The organism is Rothia sp. HMSC066H02, from assembly GCF_001814995.1.
Lineage (GTDB): Bacteria > Actinomycetota > Actinomycetes > Actinomycetales > Micrococcaceae > Rothia > Rothia mucilaginosa.
Map to the genome: position 1 here is coordinate 15,872 of NZ_KV818670.1, position 17,715 is coordinate 33,586.

At 60.7% G+C, this 17,715-nt stretch carries 12 protein-coding genes; 5 read left to right on the top strand and 7 right to left on the bottom strand.

Going from position 1 to position 17,715, the window contains the following annotated elements:
* The first annotated feature begins 290 nt into the window (after positions 1-290).
* Positions 291-4,778 (top strand): FtsK/SpoIIIE domain-containing protein, encoded by a 4,488-nt coding sequence (locus HMPREF2999_RS01975; RefSeq protein ID WP_246823057.1) that lies wholly within the window; start codon positions 291-293, stop codon positions 4,776-4,778.
* Between the two features lie 11 nt (positions 4,779-4,789).
* Here HMPREF2999_RS01975 and HMPREF2999_RS01980 read toward each other — a convergent pair whose 3' ends face one another.
* Positions 4,790-5,230: an alpha-N-acetylglucosamine transferase gene (locus HMPREF2999_RS01980; RefSeq protein ID WP_070676022.1), complete on the bottom strand. Its 441-nt coding sequence runs from the start codon at positions 5,228-5,230 to the stop codon at positions 4,790-4,792.
* A gap of 476 nt (positions 5,231-5,706) precedes the next feature.
* On the opposite strand from HMPREF2999_RS01980, the gene HMPREF2999_RS01985 reads away from it, so the two are divergent.
* Positions 5,707-5,955: a WhiB family transcriptional regulator gene (locus HMPREF2999_RS01985; protein WP_005505386.1), complete on the top strand. Its 249-nt coding sequence runs from the start codon at positions 5,707-5,709 to the stop codon at positions 5,953-5,955.
* Between the two features lie 151 nt (positions 5,956-6,106).
* Here the strand turns inward: HMPREF2999_RS01985 and HMPREF2999_RS01990 are convergent, their stop codons facing one another.
* The 3 genes from HMPREF2999_RS01990 to HMPREF2999_RS02000 form a co-directional block, all read right to left on the bottom strand.
* Positions 6,107-7,681, bottom strand: coding sequence for a sensor histidine kinase (locus tag HMPREF2999_RS01990; protein ID WP_049337848.1), 1,575 nt, complete (start codon positions 7,679-7,681; stop codon positions 6,107-6,109).
* A gap of 306 nt (positions 7,682-7,987) precedes the next feature.
* Entirely contained in the window at positions 7,988-9,682 is a 1,695-nt protein-coding gene (locus tag HMPREF2999_RS01995; protein ID WP_070676020.1) for a CpaE/TadZ family protein, read from the bottom strand.
* A complete protein-coding gene (locus tag HMPREF2999_RS02000; protein ID WP_070676018.1) occupies positions 9,679-10,371 on the bottom strand; it encodes an SAF domain-containing protein in 693 nt (230 codons plus the stop codon). Before HMPREF2999_RS02000 ends, HMPREF2999_RS01995 begins: the two co-directional genes overlap by 4 nt.
* Before the next feature lie 362 nt (positions 10,372-10,733).
* Between HMPREF2999_RS02000 and HMPREF2999_RS02005 the strand changes: the two genes are divergently transcribed.
* On the top strand, positions 10,734-10,967 hold the full coding sequence (locus tag HMPREF2999_RS02005; protein ID WP_005505378.1) for a helix-turn-helix domain-containing protein: 234 nt from the start codon (positions 10,734-10,736) through the stop codon (positions 10,965-10,967).
* A gap of 190 nt (positions 10,968-11,157) precedes the next feature.
* On the opposite strand, the gene HMPREF2999_RS02010 is transcribed toward HMPREF2999_RS02005, so the two are convergent.
* Positions 11,158-11,826 (bottom strand): histidine kinase, encoded by a 669-nt coding sequence (locus HMPREF2999_RS02010; RefSeq protein WP_070676016.1) that lies wholly within the window; start codon positions 11,824-11,826, stop codon positions 11,158-11,160.
* Between the two features lie 208 nt (positions 11,827-12,034).
* Between HMPREF2999_RS02010 and HMPREF2999_RS02015 the strand changes: the two genes are divergently transcribed.
* Together HMPREF2999_RS02015 and HMPREF2999_RS02020 are read left to right on the top strand one after the other, a co-directional pair.
* On the top strand, positions 12,035-13,015 hold the full coding sequence (locus tag HMPREF2999_RS02015) for a LysM peptidoglycan-binding domain-containing protein (protein WP_070697696.1): 981 nt from the start codon (positions 12,035-12,037) through the stop codon (positions 13,013-13,015).
* A 124-nt stretch (positions 13,016-13,139) separates the two neighbouring features.
* Entirely contained in the window at positions 13,140-13,799 is a 660-nt protein-coding gene (locus HMPREF2999_RS02020; RefSeq protein WP_070676012.1) for an Rv3235 family protein, read from the top strand.
* A gap of 113 nt (positions 13,800-13,912) precedes the next feature.
* On the opposite strand, the gene secA is transcribed toward HMPREF2999_RS02020, so the two are convergent.
* Complete coding sequence (gene secA, locus HMPREF2999_RS02025; RefSeq protein ID WP_070676010.1) at positions 13,913-16,528, bottom strand: preprotein translocase subunit SecA; 2,616 nt, start codon at positions 16,526-16,528, stop codon at positions 13,913-13,915.
* A 371-nt stretch (positions 16,529-16,899) separates the two neighbouring features.
* Entirely contained in the window at positions 16,900-17,541 is a 642-nt protein-coding gene (gene hpf, locus HMPREF2999_RS02030) for a ribosome hibernation-promoting factor, HPF/YfiA family (RefSeq protein ID WP_246823058.1), read from the bottom strand.
* Between the last annotated feature and the right edge of the window lie 174 nt (positions 17,542-17,715).

Below are 17,715 nucleotides of genomic sequence, written 5' to 3' on the forward strand. Positions count from 1 at the left end.
ATTTACGGGTAAATATTCACCCTGTCCTAGTTGCGGCGGTAATTAGCCACCACCTAGAGCTGTAGGCACAGAGGGTGGTTCGAGGGGGCGTTTCATGGCTCTCACACGCTACAAAGAAGTACCCCCATCAGCACTTTTGGGGATGCGCACCGGTGTATGCGAGAGGCAATTGAGGTGATTTATCCACAGCTTTTTGAAAAATAGGGCGAAAAATTCAAAAAATACGAACATATTAGTTTATCTACAGATAATTTATTGAGCTTTAATGCTTTTTAATGTTTTCTGAGGGTATGACTCTCTTCTTTCTCGACCACCACAACACAACCAACGCGCTCCCCTACCCCCGCGTACTCCGACTCGACGGCGAGGCGGCACCCACCGGAATACAGCTGCGCCCCGGTAGCGCACACCAGCAGGCTCTAGAGCAGGCGCTCAACCAAGCTCTACAGCACCCTGCACCCGGCGCGCACACTCAGGCACAGGAAACGACGTTCCAGCTACGCCCCGCGCACGATAAGGATCCCGCCGGCACCTCGGTTGCGCCAAACAGCCACGTTCCGAACGAATCTCAAACTCCGGGCGCGCCCGCCGTCAGCCTCCTGCATATTCTGCGCGGACCCGACGCGGGCGCAACCTTCCCCATCAGCCGCGGTCGCACCAGCCTCGGCAGGGCGGCGCTAGCTCCCCGCGGAGGAGAGCAGCCGCACCATATTCACCTGCAGGATCCATTCCTCAAGCCGGTACACGGCAGCTTCTACGCCGATAGCTCCGGCATCCGTTGGATTGAGAAGCCCCCCTCCGCGAGCGAGGGTAGCGAGAAGGTGCAGGGCGGCAAGAAGGTGCAGAGCGCCGAGCCGCGCATCCTGCGCTGGGACGAGCCGTTCCGACTCGGTTCCTCGCTCTGCGTGCTCACCTCCCCCGGCACCGACGGCGAGCGCACCGTGGAGAAGACGAGCGCGCACACCATTGCAGAGAATTCCGGCGAGCCCGCGCAGACGCTCACTCCCCTGGGAGATGCCGGCAACCCGTTTGAGCCGGTGGTCGTGAACCCTCCCGCGCCGCGTAAGCTCAAGCAGATTCTGTTGAGCGTATGCCTGCCGATTGTGGTGGGTCTGATTATTGCGCTGGTGACCGGCATGTGGTTCCTTCTGCTGATGTCTGCGGCGTCTTCACTGCTGATGCTTCTGCATTTCTTTGGCGGTCGGGCTGAGAACCGTGCCGCCTCGCAACAGACCCATCAGGCAGCTGTTCAGGAGAAGGAACGCGCCCTCGCTCTGCCGACCGCAGGTAACTTGGCGATTTCGGGTGATTCGAGTCTGAGCGCCTCTGGGTACCCGGCGATTGTGCTCGGGTGCGGTCCCCGCCAACCCTACCTGCGCGGACGTAACCTCCCCCTGGGCACTCTGGAGAAGCAGGATGCGCCCCACTACCTGCCGCTGCCCACCCCGGCTCTCGGTCACTACCTGAAGCTGGAGGAGGCGCATCTGCGTGCCTACCTGGTGCAGTTGGTGGCGGGGTATCCGGGTGCAGTGCATGTTCTGTTGGCGGGTGCTGAGAGCGCTGATCAGCAGCGCACTAATAGTCTCTTGCAAACTCTGGCTGTGGTGCCGGGCGTAAGTGTGCATTGCCTGCCGGGTGTGCAGCAGGAGAAGTACCTGCAGACTCTGCAGAGTAGCCTGCAGTCGGAGCTGTCCGCATCTGTTCCGCCGCTAATTCTCATGCCCCAGCATGCGAGCGCGGTTTACGCTCCCCTGCTGACCGCCCTAACTTCTGGTGCGGCCGCGGAGTCTTCGCACTCTCGTGCGTTCTCTTCCCCGCGTGAGCAGAAGATGAACGCCCCGGCGCTCTGCGTGGTGGGCGGTACCGAGGCTGATAGCCCCGCCCATACACCTTGTGCGCTTTTTAGTTCCGCCTGGGTTGAGTGTGCGAGCGAGGGGAGCCACCGTCAGAGCATCCGCTACCGCGCGCACGGCTATTCGGCGCCTCCGGTGCAGCCTACCGAGGGTGTCTATCAGGTGCACCCGCTGGCGTGTGAGGGTCTGTGCCAGCACGCCGACGGGCTGAGCGTTAGGTCGTTCTGCACCGCTCTTGAGAACCTGTACCGCGCCGGATGCGAACAGGAGCAGGGCGCGCTCAACGAGGCGCAGGTGCACCAGTCGGCTCACCTGTTCTCTTCGCTTCAGCGGCAGAGCGCACAGCAGAAGAACCGTGCCGATGACGTGGCGGTGGAGTCCGTTCTGCAGCGCTGGTCTGCTCAGCGTTACGCCTCCGATATTCGCTGCTACCTGGGTGTTTCTTCGGGTGGCTCGCTGAATATCGGTCTGTCTGAGCACGGACCGCACTGGTTGCTCGGTGGCACGACCGGTGCCGGTAAGTCGCAGCTTCTGCGTTCGCTGGTGCTCAGCGCCGCCCTGCGCTACCCGCCCGAGCGCCTCGGCCTGATTCTGGTGGACTTCAAGGGCTCCGCGGGTTTGGGTCCCCTGGCTCAGCTGCCGCATGCGCTCAGCGTGTTGAGCAATTTTGATGTGTCCGCAGTGGAGCGTGCCCTCGAATTTTTGCGCGCCGACATTCACCGCCGCGAGGTGGATCTGCAGGCGCTCGGCGTGAACTCATACCGCGACTACCTGGCGTCCTGCCAGGCGGCGGGTACCACTCCGCGCTACCCCGAGCTGCTGATTGTGGTGGATGAGTTCCGCATGCTCATCGATTCCATGCCGGACGCGATGGCTGAGCTGATGCGCATCGCAACGATTGGTCGTTCGCTGGGTCTGCACCTGGTGTTGGCGACTCAGCGTCCGCAGGGCGCTATTTCGCAGGATATTCGCGCCAATATTGCCACGAGCATTTGCTTGCGCGTGGCGAGCGCGCAGGATTCCTATAACCTGCTGGAGCATGAGTCTGCGGCGTATATTTCGGCGGCGCATCCGGGTGCCGGGTATGTGCGCCTGCCGGATGGCCGTTCGGTGCCGTTCCGCGCCCCGCTCGTGGATGCGGTCCCCTCGAGTAGCGATGCCCGCCCGGTGCAGGTGCTGGGTCTTGAGGAGGACGGCTGGCGCGAGCTGACTACTGTCTCCCCCGTTCAGCAATTGGGTGGGAATGAGGATGAGTTGCTGATTCGTTCGGCACAGCAGATTCGTGCGCTCTACGAACGCGAGTACGCTCCGAAGAGTCTTCAGAAGAACGCGGCAGGTCAGGATGAGTACTGCCCGATCCCGCCGGAGCTTCCCGAGAACACCCCGCTGCCCGCGCTGGAGGCGCCGGTTAGCGAACCGGTCGCGTACGGTATTGACCCGGCGGCTGGTCCTCATGAGTCCACCGAGCCCAGCACCGCCCCCGAAGGCTACCTGCTGGGCGAGCTGGAGATTGCCCGCTACGGCGTGCGCCGCCGCATTAGCTGGTCGGGGCATCAGGCTCTGGCGTTGCTGGCGCAGAACGCCGAACGCGCACCGATGCTTTACGGGCTTTTAGCTCAGGCGTTTGCCGCACGCACGCCGGTTGTTCTGCTGACCTCTGACGGCGCGCTCCACCGCGATCTTGAACCCTATGCCAGTGCCTTTGAGGCGCTGGTGGGTGCACAGGAGCTTTCGCATCTGCGGTTCTGCCTGGAGGAGCTGCGCGCCCCGAACCTGTGGGGTGCCGAGGGTACCACCCGCCCGCTCATCATTGTGGACGGTCTGGACAGCTGGCTGGAGGCGCTGGTTCGCCAACCCGATACGGAGAACCTGCTCTACGATCTGCTCTCGCAGGGGTGCCGTCGCGGCTATTCGGTGGTGTTCACCTCCGCGTTGAATCCGCGCGGTCGTTTCGCCGCTGCGGCGCATTCTACGCTGTTGAGCCGCCGCTTCCTGGATGCCGATCTGATGCGTTCGACGAGCAAGGACTACCCCACCCCGGCGCAGAGCCACTACTGCGTGGAGGGTGCCATTAATGAGGAGTTGATTGGGGATCAGCCGCTAAGCGCGTCGATTCTTTCGCCCTGCGTTGCGGGCTTCCAGGAGCTTGTACAGGTTCTGCGGTGCAACGCCGCGAGTGCTTCTAGCGGGTCAGCCGCTCGCCCCGGCACGCTGTTGAAGCAGTTCCCCGAGTACTACCGCATGCCCTCGACCGAGTACGTGACCGCCGCCCACGCCGCCTGCAATCCGCAGGGCGCTAAGCTGCTGGTCGCGTTTGACCGTCGGCAGATGCCGGTGTGGTTGAGCGCCCCGGCCGGCGCTGTGGTTCCGGTGCAGGGTTCCCGTTCGGCGGGTAAAACCACCCTGCTAGAGAGCATTGCTCAGCTCAACCCGATGATGGAAACCCTCGTCCTTGAGGGTTCTGGCGGCACCTCGGGTGATGGCGGAGCGTCGGGTGAGCCGCCGAGCGTGGAGCGTACCCGTGCGCTCCTGGATTCGGTGAAGAACCCCGCGCAGACGCTCGTGCTCATTGACGACCTGCAGTATCTGCAGCCCACCGTTCAGCAGTTGCTTCTGGAGCGTCGCGGTGAGTTCCGCGCCATGCTGGTCGCCTACACGCCCTGGCCTAGGCGCGTCTCCTCACCCATGCTGGCTGCGCTCATGGGATGCTCGCGTGCGCTCCTGCTCGCGCCCACCTCCCTGGCGGATGCCGACATGTGCACGGTGACCGCGCTACCGCTGGACCGGTTTACGCAGGGTGAGCAGCCCGCCGGTCGCCTCGTGGTAGTGGACGGCGCCTCCGTCTATGCGGCGCAGGTTCCCCTGGCGCTGGCACCAGTAGCGCAAGCTGCTACGTCTGTACAGAAGGTACCGGCAACGGTCTAGGGTTTAGTGGTTTAGCGGCGTCGGCGGTTGTACTTCTCCGCTTCTTCGCCCGATGCCTCGGTGACCGCCTCAATATAGCGGCGGCTACTGGGCATGAGCACGAAGATGAAGGCAGCCGCCGCACCAATAACACCCGCAATCGTGATGGACTGGCCAATGTTCAGGCCGTAAGCGCTCACATTCATGACGAGGGTGCTTGCGGTGACCCACAGGGCACAGAGGGTAATCAGAATCATGGGCAGGCGCGAGCCGAAGCGGCCGCGGTAGAAACGCAGACCGAAGTAGGTCATGCCCGCGGCGATGAGCACCTGGAGCACACCGCCCACAATCGCCTGCGCGGTAGACATTCCGCTGACGATAAAGGGGTAGAGGATACCGCGAATCAGAATGTATGCCGCGAAGGTTTCGGTCAGGGCGAATGCATAGATGACGTTGAACGGGCGTGACGGCACGGTGGGCTCCTCATGGGTAGTGTCGGCGGCAGACCGGGGTGTATTCGGTCCGATGTGTTGGTCGATGTGCTGGTGCGTTAGCGGGTGGCATTGCCCCCCCCGTCTCGGGTTCACCGCCTCGTCGTCGGTGCGGCATTTCAGGGGTAGGTACCGCTTTATATTATGCCTGAGGCGCCACTCACCCAGCCGCCCGCGTCTCGCCTATGAGACGCAACTCAGAATATGTGTGTCAGCATGCGATTCCCCGCCCTCTCAATTAGACAAAGGTTTGCCTAAGTGATAGATGCCTCAGCGTAATACTGAAGTTTTTAGAGAAAAGTACTTGTCACATCCGCTCCAACATGCGAAAGTTGATAAGTCAATTTTCACCCTAACGCTGGGTGAGCGTCCCATCATCGGATGTATTTGACACGCACACAGGAAAATAGATGTGTCTTGCCACCGCGTGAGACCGTAAAACATGAAGGAGGTCCACCGTGGATTGGCGTAGTCGTGCAGCTTGTTTGGACAAGGATCCGGAGCTGTTCTTCCCCGTAGGAAACACCGGACCTGCCCTGTTGCAAATTGAAGAGGCTAAGACTGTCTGCCGCTCTTGCGAGGTTGTAGACGTCTGCCTGAAGTGGGCCATCGAGACCGGCCAGGACTCCGGCGTATGGGGTGGCACCAGTGAAGACGAGCGTCGTGCGATGAAGCGTCGCGCAGCTCGTGCCCGCCGTGCATCCTAACTTCCGGAGTATTCAATAGGGCATCAAAAGCGTGGTGCAGTGATATAAAGTCACTGCACCACGCTTTTGCCATATACAGAACAGATACGAAACTGCCGCCGCTCCCCCTATCGGAAGCGGCGGCAGTTCAATATGTCGTGCGAGAAGGTGGCTAGATGAGCGCCGCGGTAATCACCACGCGGGTACCGGTCGGTTCGTTAGCCTCCCAGCGAATCGAGCCGTTCAGCTCGCTCGCCACCAGGGTACGCACAATCTGCATGCCCAGGCCTTCCTTACCGGTCACCGGGCGGTAGGCGTTCGGGCCGGACTCTTCAATCTTCTTATCGCCCATGCCCTTACCGTCATCAGTAATCACGACGGTGAGGATGTTCTCACCCTCATCGTTGGTGCCGCGAATACCCTCGAGAGTCACGGTGCCGGTCTCACCGTCCAGGCCATGCTCCACAGCGTTCGCGACAACCTCGTTGATAACCAGTGCCAGAGGGGTAGCGAACTGGCTCGGCAAAGATCCAAAGGAGCCAATCAGCTTGGTAGACACGTGCTGACCGGGGGAAGCGAGCTCAGCGGCAAGGTGGAACTGACGCTCAATCAGCTCATCAAAGTCGACGTTCTGAGTCAGACCCTGCGAGAGCGCCTCGTGCACGGTAGCGATCGTTGCCACGCGGCGCATCGCCTGCTCCAGGCCCTGACGTGCCTCATCAGTGGTCATACGGCGCGACTGCAGGCGTAGCAGAGCGGACACGGTCTGCAGGTTGTTCTTCACGCGGTGGTGAATTTCGCGGATGGTCGCGTCCTTGGTCATGAGCTCCAGCTCGCGGCGGCGCAACTCGGTCACGTCACGGCAGAGAATCACGGCGCCCTCACGCTCGATGCGGGCGCGCCTCTGCACCAGCAGCGGGATGGATCGCATGGTCACGCGAGCACGGGCAATAACCAATTCGGTGCGCAGGTCGCTACGACCGGCAAGGACCAGCTGCAGGGTTTCGTCTGCCTGTTCACCGGCAGGAAGCATCGCACGGGTGACGTCGGCAAGGTTTTGCTTTTCGAGGTAGCCGGTCATGCCCATGCGGTTGTACATGGAGTTCGCGTTCGGGGAAGCGACGACCACACGGCCGGAGGGGTCAAGCACAATAATGCCGTCGATCACGCGGGGGTTGCCCTGGGTGTTATTTCCCTGGGCGAGGGGGTCGGGCCACAGGCCGGAGTGCACCATGGAGAGCATGGTGTCAGCAGTATATTCGTAGACCTCGTCGCTGATGGAGGGGTAGCCACTGGGTGTGGCAATCTTGTGGCTGGTCAGCAACGCAATGGTGCGGTTGTTGCGCACGATGGGCACGAAGGTTACGTGTACGCGCGGGCGGGCACCAACACCCTCACCGCTTCCTTCGTCGGTGTAGGTGCTGATGTTCTGGTCAATCCAGACGCGGTATGCTTCGTCGCGGATTCCGTCTTCCATGTCGTGATCGATGATGTCGTGGTGGAAGAGGGTTCGGACGTTGGAGGGGCGCACGTGCGCGAAGGCACGGAAAGTACTGGTTTCGCTGGGGCCGGATACGGCGTCCGGGGAGCTACCGTCGGCAACAACGTAGTCGGTGGGGAACCATAGAACCAGGTCACTCTGGGCGATGTCAGAGATGACCTGCCATTCGCCCATGATGAGGTGAACGCGTTCAGTGTCGCCGGGACCGAAGTCGCAGGCGCTCATAATTCCTTCTGCAAAAGACATATGTTTGTGTGCTTCCCTAAGTTCGGGTGTGTTCAACCATTTTACGGTTTGTTCGCCGCAAATCCCATTCAAACGACAATACGTGGAATAGTTTACAGAGCATTTCTTGGAGCGCGCTTTTTAATCGCATATATGACGCAGCGCAATGAGATGCACCCCTCAGTTGTACAGTGAGGCATTCGCACTACTCCCCCGTTTCGACCCCCGTGTGAAGGCGCAAAAACCCGGCGTATCGGCGCTCCCATGTTCTGAGAGGAATACCGATAAGCCGGGCTTTTTAGCAAGCGCTAGTTATAGCTGACGGGCCTACGCGCCGGGGTGTACCGCGTACATGCCCGCAAGCATCGCTTCGAAGGACTGTACGACCGCGTGGCGGGGCGCCACCTCCAGCAGCGCTTCACCGTTGCGGCGCAAACGGTCCATGACCTTCCGTTCGTACGGAATCACGCCGGCGAGCGGGATGGACAAGTAGCGTGCCCAGTTATCGCGCATCTTCGCCTCGGGATTGAACCCGGCGGCTTCGCGGCGGCTGCGGTTAAGCCAGTACTGCACATCCGTTTCGGGTGCGAACAGATCCGGGCGTGCCTGCACCTCGCGGGCGAGGTTGATCAGGCGCGGCAGGCCGATGACGTCCGCTTCGCCGAGCGCAATCACGCGGTCGGAGCAGGCGAGCGCGGTGAGGGTCGCGGCGTTACGGCGCGGTGCCGGGCCGTCAAAGGTCAGTTCCTCGTCTACCTCAATGGGGGCGGCAACATCGCAGATGACCAGGTCGTAGCGGTGCTTGAGCCATTCGAGTACCTCGGCGAAGGCGCGGGCACGCACCTCGGGCCAACGCGAGGAGGAGGTGATACCGCTCAAGAAGTCGAAGGTGCCGTTCTTCAGAGGTACGCGCTCCATGATGGCCCCCGCCTTTTTCTCGTCGAGCTGGGCACGGTCGGCATCCGAGCAGAGAATCGCCAGGCCGGAGCCGGTATCTTCGAGCGCCATGAGCGCATCCAGGCTGGGCGCGTAGGTGTCTGCGTCGATGAGGCAGACCTGCTGGCCCTGCTGCGCCGCGAGGGCGGCAAGGTTGAATGCGATGGTGCTTCGGCCGGGTGCGCCGTGAGTACCCCAGACGGTCACAATCTTGCCGAGGCGGTGGCCGGGCTGGTAGCGGGAGGGCGCGGCGGGATCCTGGGTAATGTCGGGGTGTTGCGGCAGGGTGCCGTCGTTGTTCTCGTTCTGCACATGCAGGGCGTAGTCGCTGCCGGGTGCGAAAGAGTCGACGATGGCGGCGGCCTGGCTGAGCACGGATTCCTCGTTGCTGGGCACAACGGAGGAGGCTTCCGCCGGGTCATGCGCGCCGGGTGCACCGGGCGCGTTTCCGGCTGGGGCTGCGGGGTCGATCCCGTAACTTCCGTAGTCGGCACCGTAGGGTGCGCCAGCGTTTACGGCAGTACCCGCGGCGGGGTCGTAGCCGTAGCCGCCCGCCCCATATCCATCAACGCCATATCCAGCAGCTCCGTTATCGTAACCGTAGCCACCGTATCCACTGTCGTAGCCGTAGCCTGCATCGTAGCCGTACCCGGTGTCCTGACCGTAGACGCCCTCCGGTCGGTGGGAGACAGGCTGAACGGGCGGCTGAGCCGGTATCTGCGCGGGAATACCGTAACCTGCGGCGGGTCGGGCGAGCGCCGCATCCACAGCCTGTTCGAGCGATCCCAGAATTTCTTCGAGGGCCGCTTCGGGGCGGATGCGGTGCGTCTGCGTGGGTAGCGGCAGAGTGTCCGGGGCGATAACCGCCAGGAGCACTTCGGAGGCGGCGAGCGCGTCCACGGTGGAGGCGCTCATTTCGGCGGGCACGTGCACGCAGAGCAGCACGCGGGCAATGCCGGTGTGCGCCATACCGACGGCTTCGCTGAAGTCCTGCACGGTACGCGCCACGGAGACGCGGCCGCGCTGGGATTCGATGCGGGTCAAGAGCGAGCCGTCATCGCCGTAGAGGATGACGGGGATGTTCACTGGCCCTCCCCGTAGGTGCCGGGGATGAGGCTGATCTTGGAGTCGCTGTTGCTTTCCTTCACGAGGTCGGTGAGGGCTTCTTCCTTGACCCACAGCTGCACGGTTGCTTTGCCGTTGGCGCCGAGCACGCCCTCGTCGACCGTTACGGCAACGATTTCGGCATTGGTGACGATCGCGCGGGCACCGTTTTCGGTGCGGTTATCGCTCTTGGTGTCGGGGTTGCGCGGGCCGGAAGTCCACACGTCCACGCGCTCGCCAGCCTTCAGTGCGGAGGCGGCGGTGCGGTCAATGCTGACGGTGGCGAGGCGGCGCCCCGGGGAGGTTTCAGTGCCTACCGATTCTTTGCTGATGAGGTTGCCGGCGGGGATGCGCTGGGTAGCGATTTTGCCGTTCATCTGTGCGGCTTCGGCGCGGGTGAAGTACTTGTCTTTGGCGGAGTCTATGTTCGCTTCGACTCGGGCAAGTTTGTCTTCGGTGATTTTTTCGCCGAGGCGGATTTCGCTTTTGGCGGTGTAGTACTCGGTTTTGCTGTTATTCGCCTGCACGTAAAGCTGCACGCCGGTGATGGAGACGAGCACGAGTAGTACACCGAGAATGAATCGCCAATCCTTGACGGTGGGCCTTTTGAGGCGTTTGGCGTGGGTTTCGGTGAGGGTGGAACGCTTCGTCGCGTTCTGTCGTATGCGCATGATGTGGTTGTGCCTTTCGGTGCGGAAGCCGGCGGTGATTCCGGGTGTTGTTCAACTGACCGATGAGCGAGTGGTGTGTGTTCGATAGTGCTTTGATTGGTTCTGACACTAACCCTAACAGCATATTTCATTTAGTACTCTCTCTCAACAAGAGTCGTGTTTATGAAATATTTTTGAGTCTTGCCCCTTTTGAAGGGGTGATTAGATAACTTTTCAGCTCATATAAGGCTTTTTGTGAGCAAATTTCACGGTGATGGCATATACTGAAAGTACTCAATAGATGTTCTGTATGGACTCTATGTAAAAGGCCACTAACGGTGGCTAAGGGGCCCAGGATTTCACTCACGGAAAGGAACAATTCGATGACTGCACCTCGTTTCCTCACTCTGAGCGACGTTGCCGAGGAGCTGCAGGTTTCGCTTTCGCAGGTGCGCGCTCTGGTGCGTAGCGGCGAACTTCCCGCCATTCAGATTGGTGGACGTAACCAGTGGCGTATCGAACGCTCTCGCTTTGAAGAGTACATTACCGAGCGCCACGAGCAGACTCTGGAGGCGATTGCTTCCGGCAAGCTCACTGCAAAGGCTAAGGTCGATTAGTATTTCGACGTGCACCTCGCGGGCGTAATGCTCGAGTGTTTTAGAAAGGTCCGCTCCTCTCGTTGAGATTTCAATGAAGAGGGGCGGACCTTTTTGTGTTTATTCTGCTTTCATAAGGGTATTTATAGTTATCGAGGCGTTTTTGCGAGCGTACCCACGAATGGTAGCGCCCGCTATTTCCCCTGTGTGCTTAGCGTGAAATACGGGCGATGACTGCACTGACGCGAGCTAGCGGGATGGTGCGCACGCCGGCGCCGCGAGGTGCACGGGAGTAGCCGGAGGCGCCCTGCCCATAACCACCCTGACCGTAACCACCCTGCCCGTAGGTTCCCTGCGCACCATAGGCTGCACGCGCGTACTGGTCGCGTTCGTAGATGCGCGGGTACTGGCCGCCGTTAAGCAGACGCAATTCGAGGAAGTCGGCACCGACTCGCTCGATCACGCCGTCGTAGCTGACGGTGCCACCTTCGAGGGAGAGGCGGACGGGTTCGCGTGCCATGGCGAGGGAGCGGAGGGCGAGCTGAATTTTCATGCGGTAGCGTTCAGGGCGAATATCAGCGCGCCCGGGAGCGATGCCGCCTTCCCACCAGAGCATTCCGCGCAGGGGGATGATGATGTTCTCGCCGCGCGCTTCGATGCTGACCCATTCTTCGCCGACCATTTCGAGTTTGCCTTCGTAGGTTTGCATGTCGGTGGCGCAGATGCGAATGGGGCCGCCGACCTGTGCGAGGAGGCGGTCGTCGAGGGTGATGGTCGAATAGTGGACGCGCGCGACTTGGCGGGCGTCCTGTTCCATATCCCAGGCGCGTTCGGAGGCGAGGCGCGCCTCAATGTCTCGTAGGAACTTTTCCATGCTCATGTTATGACCCTACCCGAGTAGCGGGTGCGGATACGAACCGGGGAGTCTGTGGGTCAGAATACGGTCTTAACCCCTGATTTTTGAGGCAAATTCCACCAAATTACATGTTTTTCATGCATTTTGATGCTTTTTACTTCATTTTTAAAGTGACTTCCTGTATAAATGAAGCAACACCAAAACACATCAAATACACCATTTGGAGGTCATTGTGGACCAACTATCCACTCCGGGTCAGGCACCCGCTGCCTTCGCTTCACATCCCGTTACATCCGTTACGCCCCTGGCATCCGACACTGATGCAGGGCACGAAACCAGCACCAAAGCTAGCTACCAGGACGCGCTACTCTTCATCGCCCCTCCCCTGCTTTCCGCGGCAGTCTTGGGTGCGTTGAGCGTAAACCTACACCGCATCCCCTCGGCACACCCACTAGCTGATGCCTCGTTGCTCTGCGCGGGGGCTGCGGCAATCCTCATTACTGCATGGTGGTTCGTCAGCTTTATCTGCACGCTCTTCTACGCTCGTTCCCTGCGAGTCTCGGCACACGCCGCAAAGCCCACTGAGCTGAAGGTTCCGGCGATTTTCCGTCCGCGCTTTATGCGCCGCATCGTACTGACGCTCGGCGGTACGGCTCTTGGAGTGGGTGCGGTTTTGGCTCCCGCGCAGGCTACGGTGGCTACGCCCAGCAACGCCGGGGTAACCGGCACGGAGGGCATGCCGCAGACGACCATTTCGGCGGTCATGACCACAGATTCAATGGGCGCTGCAGATTCAATGGGCGCTGCAGATTCAATGGGCACCGCGACGGCAGATGCCAGCCCGGGCTCCAACGCAGATGCGGTTCTCTCCGATACCGCCCCGAATCAGTCCGCTACTCCCCTGACCCTTTCTGCTGAGGTTCCCGATATTCCCCTGGCTCCTGAGCCTTCGGAGGCGGCAGGCTCGTTGCAGGATCGCAGCCCGTTCTTCTCCCCACCCCGTGCTGAGGCGGGCACCTACTCTTACACGGTTCAGGCGGGCGATACGCTCTGGTCTATTGCCGCCGAGCAGCTTGGTGAAGGCACCGACGCCTCTACCATTTACGACTACACTCTCGATATTTACGAGGCAAATAAGGACGCTCTGGGTCAGAACGCCGAGCTGCTCTACGAGGGGCAGGTTCTACAGATCCCCGAACAGCCCGTTCACTAACCTCACCCGCGTCTTCCACCCCATTCCACCTCATCCCAACAGTCTTTCGTTCACTCAGCTCACCTCACATACCCCTACACCGAAAGCCTCTGCACCGAAAGCCTCTGCACCGAAAGGAGCCGTCATGAGCTTCTCCCACCTTCTCCCTCGCGCCCCGTGGACGCCGCCGCGTTCTCAGCCTGCGCAGCCTGCCTCCCGCGACAACCAGCCTGCCAGTCCGTATTCGAAGAGCCGCCCGTCCGCTCAGCCTGCGACTGCCGAGCAGGTGGCTCCGCTACCGGAGCAGGGGCAGGGCACGATGGCTCTGGTGCAGAGGCGGAACAGCGCGTCGGTCTATTCGCTGTTGCCGCTGCCGCGTTATGAGCAGCATTCGGCGCAGCGCCCGAAGGTAGTGAAGAGGGGCCGCCCGCTGCGTCCTGCGGATGCACTAGCTCGCCAGCTGGAGGGCCGTTGTGCGGGTGTGGCGATTGCTTACCTGGAGATCATGTCGGCTCGTCGTTCGCGTCAGCAGCTGGCGCAGTGGGTATCAGCGGATTGTTTCCACCGTCTGCTACCGTTCTTCCCGAAGAACCCGCGTCAGGTGCGCCAAGAGATGTTGTTGACCCTTCCGCCGGTTCTGTTGCGGGTGCGAGCGCAGAAGGTACACGAGGAGCTCTACGAAGCGGTGGCGCTATTGCGTTGTGCGGAAAGGGTGCGTGTGGTGACCATGCAGATGCGCCTGATTCACGGCATGTGGCTGATTACCGCAATTGAGCAGCCGCAGAGCCGCTTGGACGAAGACTAAGGCTTCCCCGGCTTCCCCTGCAAAACACACAGACAAACAGAGAGGGTGCGAATCCGGTATTGGATTCGCACCCTCTCTGTTGCGTCTATAGCGTTTTCAGGTTTACGCCGAGGCTACTTCTCCTTGGTGCGCTCAACGTGAACCTGCTCGTGGCCGTCCTCATCCGGGGCGGAGTACTGCAGGAACTTCGGGCGCGAAGGCTCAGCCAGGCGCACGGCAGAAGCCTGAGTACGCTGCTTGGACAGGTCCAGGTTGAACAGGTAGGTCACGGTCTCTTCACGGACCGCGCCGAGCATCGACTGGTACATGTCGTAGCCTTCACGCTGGTACTCGACCAGCGGGTCACGCTGAGCCATTGCACGCAGACCGATACCTTCCTTGAGGTATTCCATCTCGTACAGGTGCTCGGGCCAGCGCTCACCGATGACGGACAGCATGACGCGGCGTTCAATTTCGCGCATGCTCTCTTCGCCGACGCTCTTTTCACGCTCCTCGTAGATGAGGTGTGCGTCCGCCAAAACTTCCTTCACGATCTGGTCGCGAGTGATCTTGGTGCGGTCGCCGGCGTCCTCCGCCAGGTCGTCCACGGTGATGGAGATGGGGTACACCTGCTTGAGTGCGTCCCAGAGCTCGTCGAAGTCCCAGTCCTCGGCGTGGCCTTCAGAGACGCGGGCGTCAATGATGGTGGTCAGCACCTCGTCCACGAAGCCGGAGATCTGTTCCTTCAGGTCGTCACCGTGCAGGATGCGGCCGCGGTCCTTGTAGATCGCTTCGCGCTGGCGGTTGAGCACGTCGTCATACTTGAGCACGTTCTTACGCTGTTCAGCGTTACGGCCCTCAACGTTTGCCTGTGCGGTAGCGATAGCGCGGCTAACGATCTTGGAGTCCAGTGCGGAGTCCTCGGGAGCTGCCGCCATGAGGCGGGTTGCCATGCCGGTGTTGAACAGGCGCATCAGTTCGTCGGTCAGCGACAGGTAGAAGCGGGACTCGCCCGGGTCGCCCTGACGGCCGGAACGACCGCGCAGCTGGTTGTCGATACGTCGGGACTCGTGACGCTCAGTGCCGAGCACGTACAGGCCACCGAGCTTGGTGACTTCATCGTGCTCTTCTTTAGCGGCGTCTTCGCAGGCCTTCAGAACCTCAGGCCAGCGTGCCTCGTACTCTTCGGAGTTGGTGTTCGGGTCCAAGCCGAGCTCACGCATCTTCTCGACGGCCTCAAATTCGGGGTTACCGCCGAGCATAATGTCGGTACCGCGACCAGCCATGTTGGTTGCCACGGTGACGGCGCCCTTACGACCCGCCTGCGCAACAATAGCTGCCTCGCGCTCGTTGTTCTTCGCGTTCAGCACCTCGTGGCGCACGCCGGCCTTCGCCAGCTGGCGGGACAGGTACTCGGAGTTCTCCACGCTTGCGGTACCGACCAGGATCGGCTGGCCCTTTTCGTGGCGTTCCTTAATGTCCTTGACGACCGCCTTGAACTTGGCGATTTCGTCGCGGTACACCTTATCGGGGTTGTCGATGCGCTGCACCCCCTTGTTGGTGGGGATGGGCACCACGCCGAGCTCGTAGGTGTTCATGAACTCTGCTGCTTCGGTTTCCGCGGTACCGGTCATGCCGGAGAGCTTGTCGTACATGCGGAAGTAGTTCTGCAGGGTCACGGTCGCCATGGTCTGGTTCTCAGGCTTGATTTCGACGCCTTCCTTCGCCTCAATCGCCTGGTGGATGCCGTCGTTGTAGCGGCGGCCCGGTAGAATACGACCGGTGTGCTCGTCAACAATCAGGACCTCGCCGTCAATGACCACGTAGTCCTTGTTGTTGGTGAACAGCTCCTTCGCCTTGATGGAGTTGTTCAGGAAGCCAATGAGCGGGGTGTTCTTGGATTCGTAGAGGTTCTTCACACCCAGGTGGTCTTCCACCTTATCAATGCCGGATTCGAGGATGCCGACGGTGCGCTTCTTCTCGTCTACTTCGTAGTCTTCACCGCGCTTGAGCAGGGTTGCGGCAATGCGCGCGAACTCTGCGTACCAGCGGTTCGCTTCACCGGCTGCGGGGCCGGAAATGATCAGAGGGGTACGCGCCTCATCGATCAGGATGGAGTCCACCTCATCGATAATGGCGAAGTTGTGGCCGCGCTGAACCTGCTCCTCCACGGTCCACGCCATGTTGTCGCGCAGGTAGTCGAAGCCGAACTCGTTGTTCGTACCGTAGGTGATGTCTGCAGCGTACTGCTTACGACGCTCGTCAGGTTCCATGGAGGAGAGAATCACGCCGCACTCCATGCCGAGGAAGCGGAACACTCGACCCATGAGGTTCGCCTGGTACTCAGCCAGGTAGTCGTTCACGGTCACAATGTGCACGCCCTTGCCGCTCAGCGCGTTCAGGTACGCGGGCAGGGTCGCAACGAGGGTCTTACCCTCACCGGTCTTCATTTCGGCAATATTGCCCAGGTGCAGCGCTGCACCACCCATGAGCTGCACGTCGTAGTGGCGCTTGCCCAGGGTGCGCTTGGATGCTTCACGGACCACCGCAAAGGCCTCCGGCAGCAGAATATCGAGGGATTCGCCGTCCTTGACGCGCTCGCGGAACTTGTCGGTCTCTGCTCGCAGTTCCTCATCGGTCATAGATGCGAAGCTGTCCTCGAGCGAGTTCACCGCCTTGGTGTACGCTTCGAGCTGTCGCAGAACCCTCTTATCGCCGGTTCGGAGGATTTTCTCCAAGAAAGATGCCACTGAGCTTCTACTCCTTGCTTGTTTCGGTACCCTCACCAAGGGCGCGCGAGAGTGCGCGCGGTGAGGCCTTCCTACATATTGTATGGCAGAGCCGCCTAATTCGCCCGTCCGAGCTATTTTTTACGCTCTGCGCCCACGAGGTGACATTTGGTGACGTTGCGCGTCGTTCATCCTCTGACTGAGGTGGAGGGAGCACCGGGTTCCGGGGTCGGGCGCATCCCCGCGCTGAGAATCCGAGCCGAGAACCTCAGCTGTAGAAGGCAGAGAAAAACCCGGGGGCCTGGAGATTCACAGTGCGTGTTTCCAGACCGCCCGGGTCTTTAGCCTGCTCGCTGGGCATACCGCTTCAGCTACCAGCAGGTACGTTAGTTTTACTCGCTATCCAGAGTAATGATGCCGTAGCTCCAGCCCTTACGACGGTATGCCGCAGCCGGTGCGCCGGTCTCGCTGTCAATGTACAGGTAGAAGTCGTGGCCGACCAGTTCCATACGGTCAACAGCTTCTGCGGGAGTCAGACGCTCGCCCTTGAAGCTCTTGTGGCGAATCTCGATGGGAGATGCGGCTTCGTCGGCGAGGGTGACCTCACTGTTGTCGAATGCTGCTTCTTCCACCGGGACATCCGGCAGTAGAATCTCGGTAATTGCTTCGGTAACCACAGGAATCGAGCCGGTAGCGTCCGCTACGGAGACGGGGTGCTTACCACCGCGCTTGTGTAGCTTGCGGCGGTCACGTGCACGGCGCAGACGCTCCAGGAGCTTGCCGTAGGTTTCATCGAAGACCGCGAACTTGTCGTGACCCTGGGCTTCGGAACGGAGGACAGGACCAGTACCAACAACGGTAATCTCAACGCGGATGGACTCGCCACCCAGGTGACCGTCCTTGCTGAACTTGACGTCGATGTCCTTCACGTTATCGCCGAGCTGAGCGAACTTCTGAACCTTCTCACTCACGTACTCTTCCAGGCGTTCGGTGACCTTGATATTGCGGCCGTAGATGTTGACTTCCACGATCATTCCCTCCAGGTTGGGGGCTTATACCGCGTCCGGTTGGACCCGGTACGGGGGTTCGACTTCAATGCCGTTCCCTTGTATATATTTTAGTACGAAACATGTTTCATATCACTAGATATGACAAATATTTAGCCTAAATAATAGCTATTCGTCCGTCTGCGAACTTTAACAGCTAAA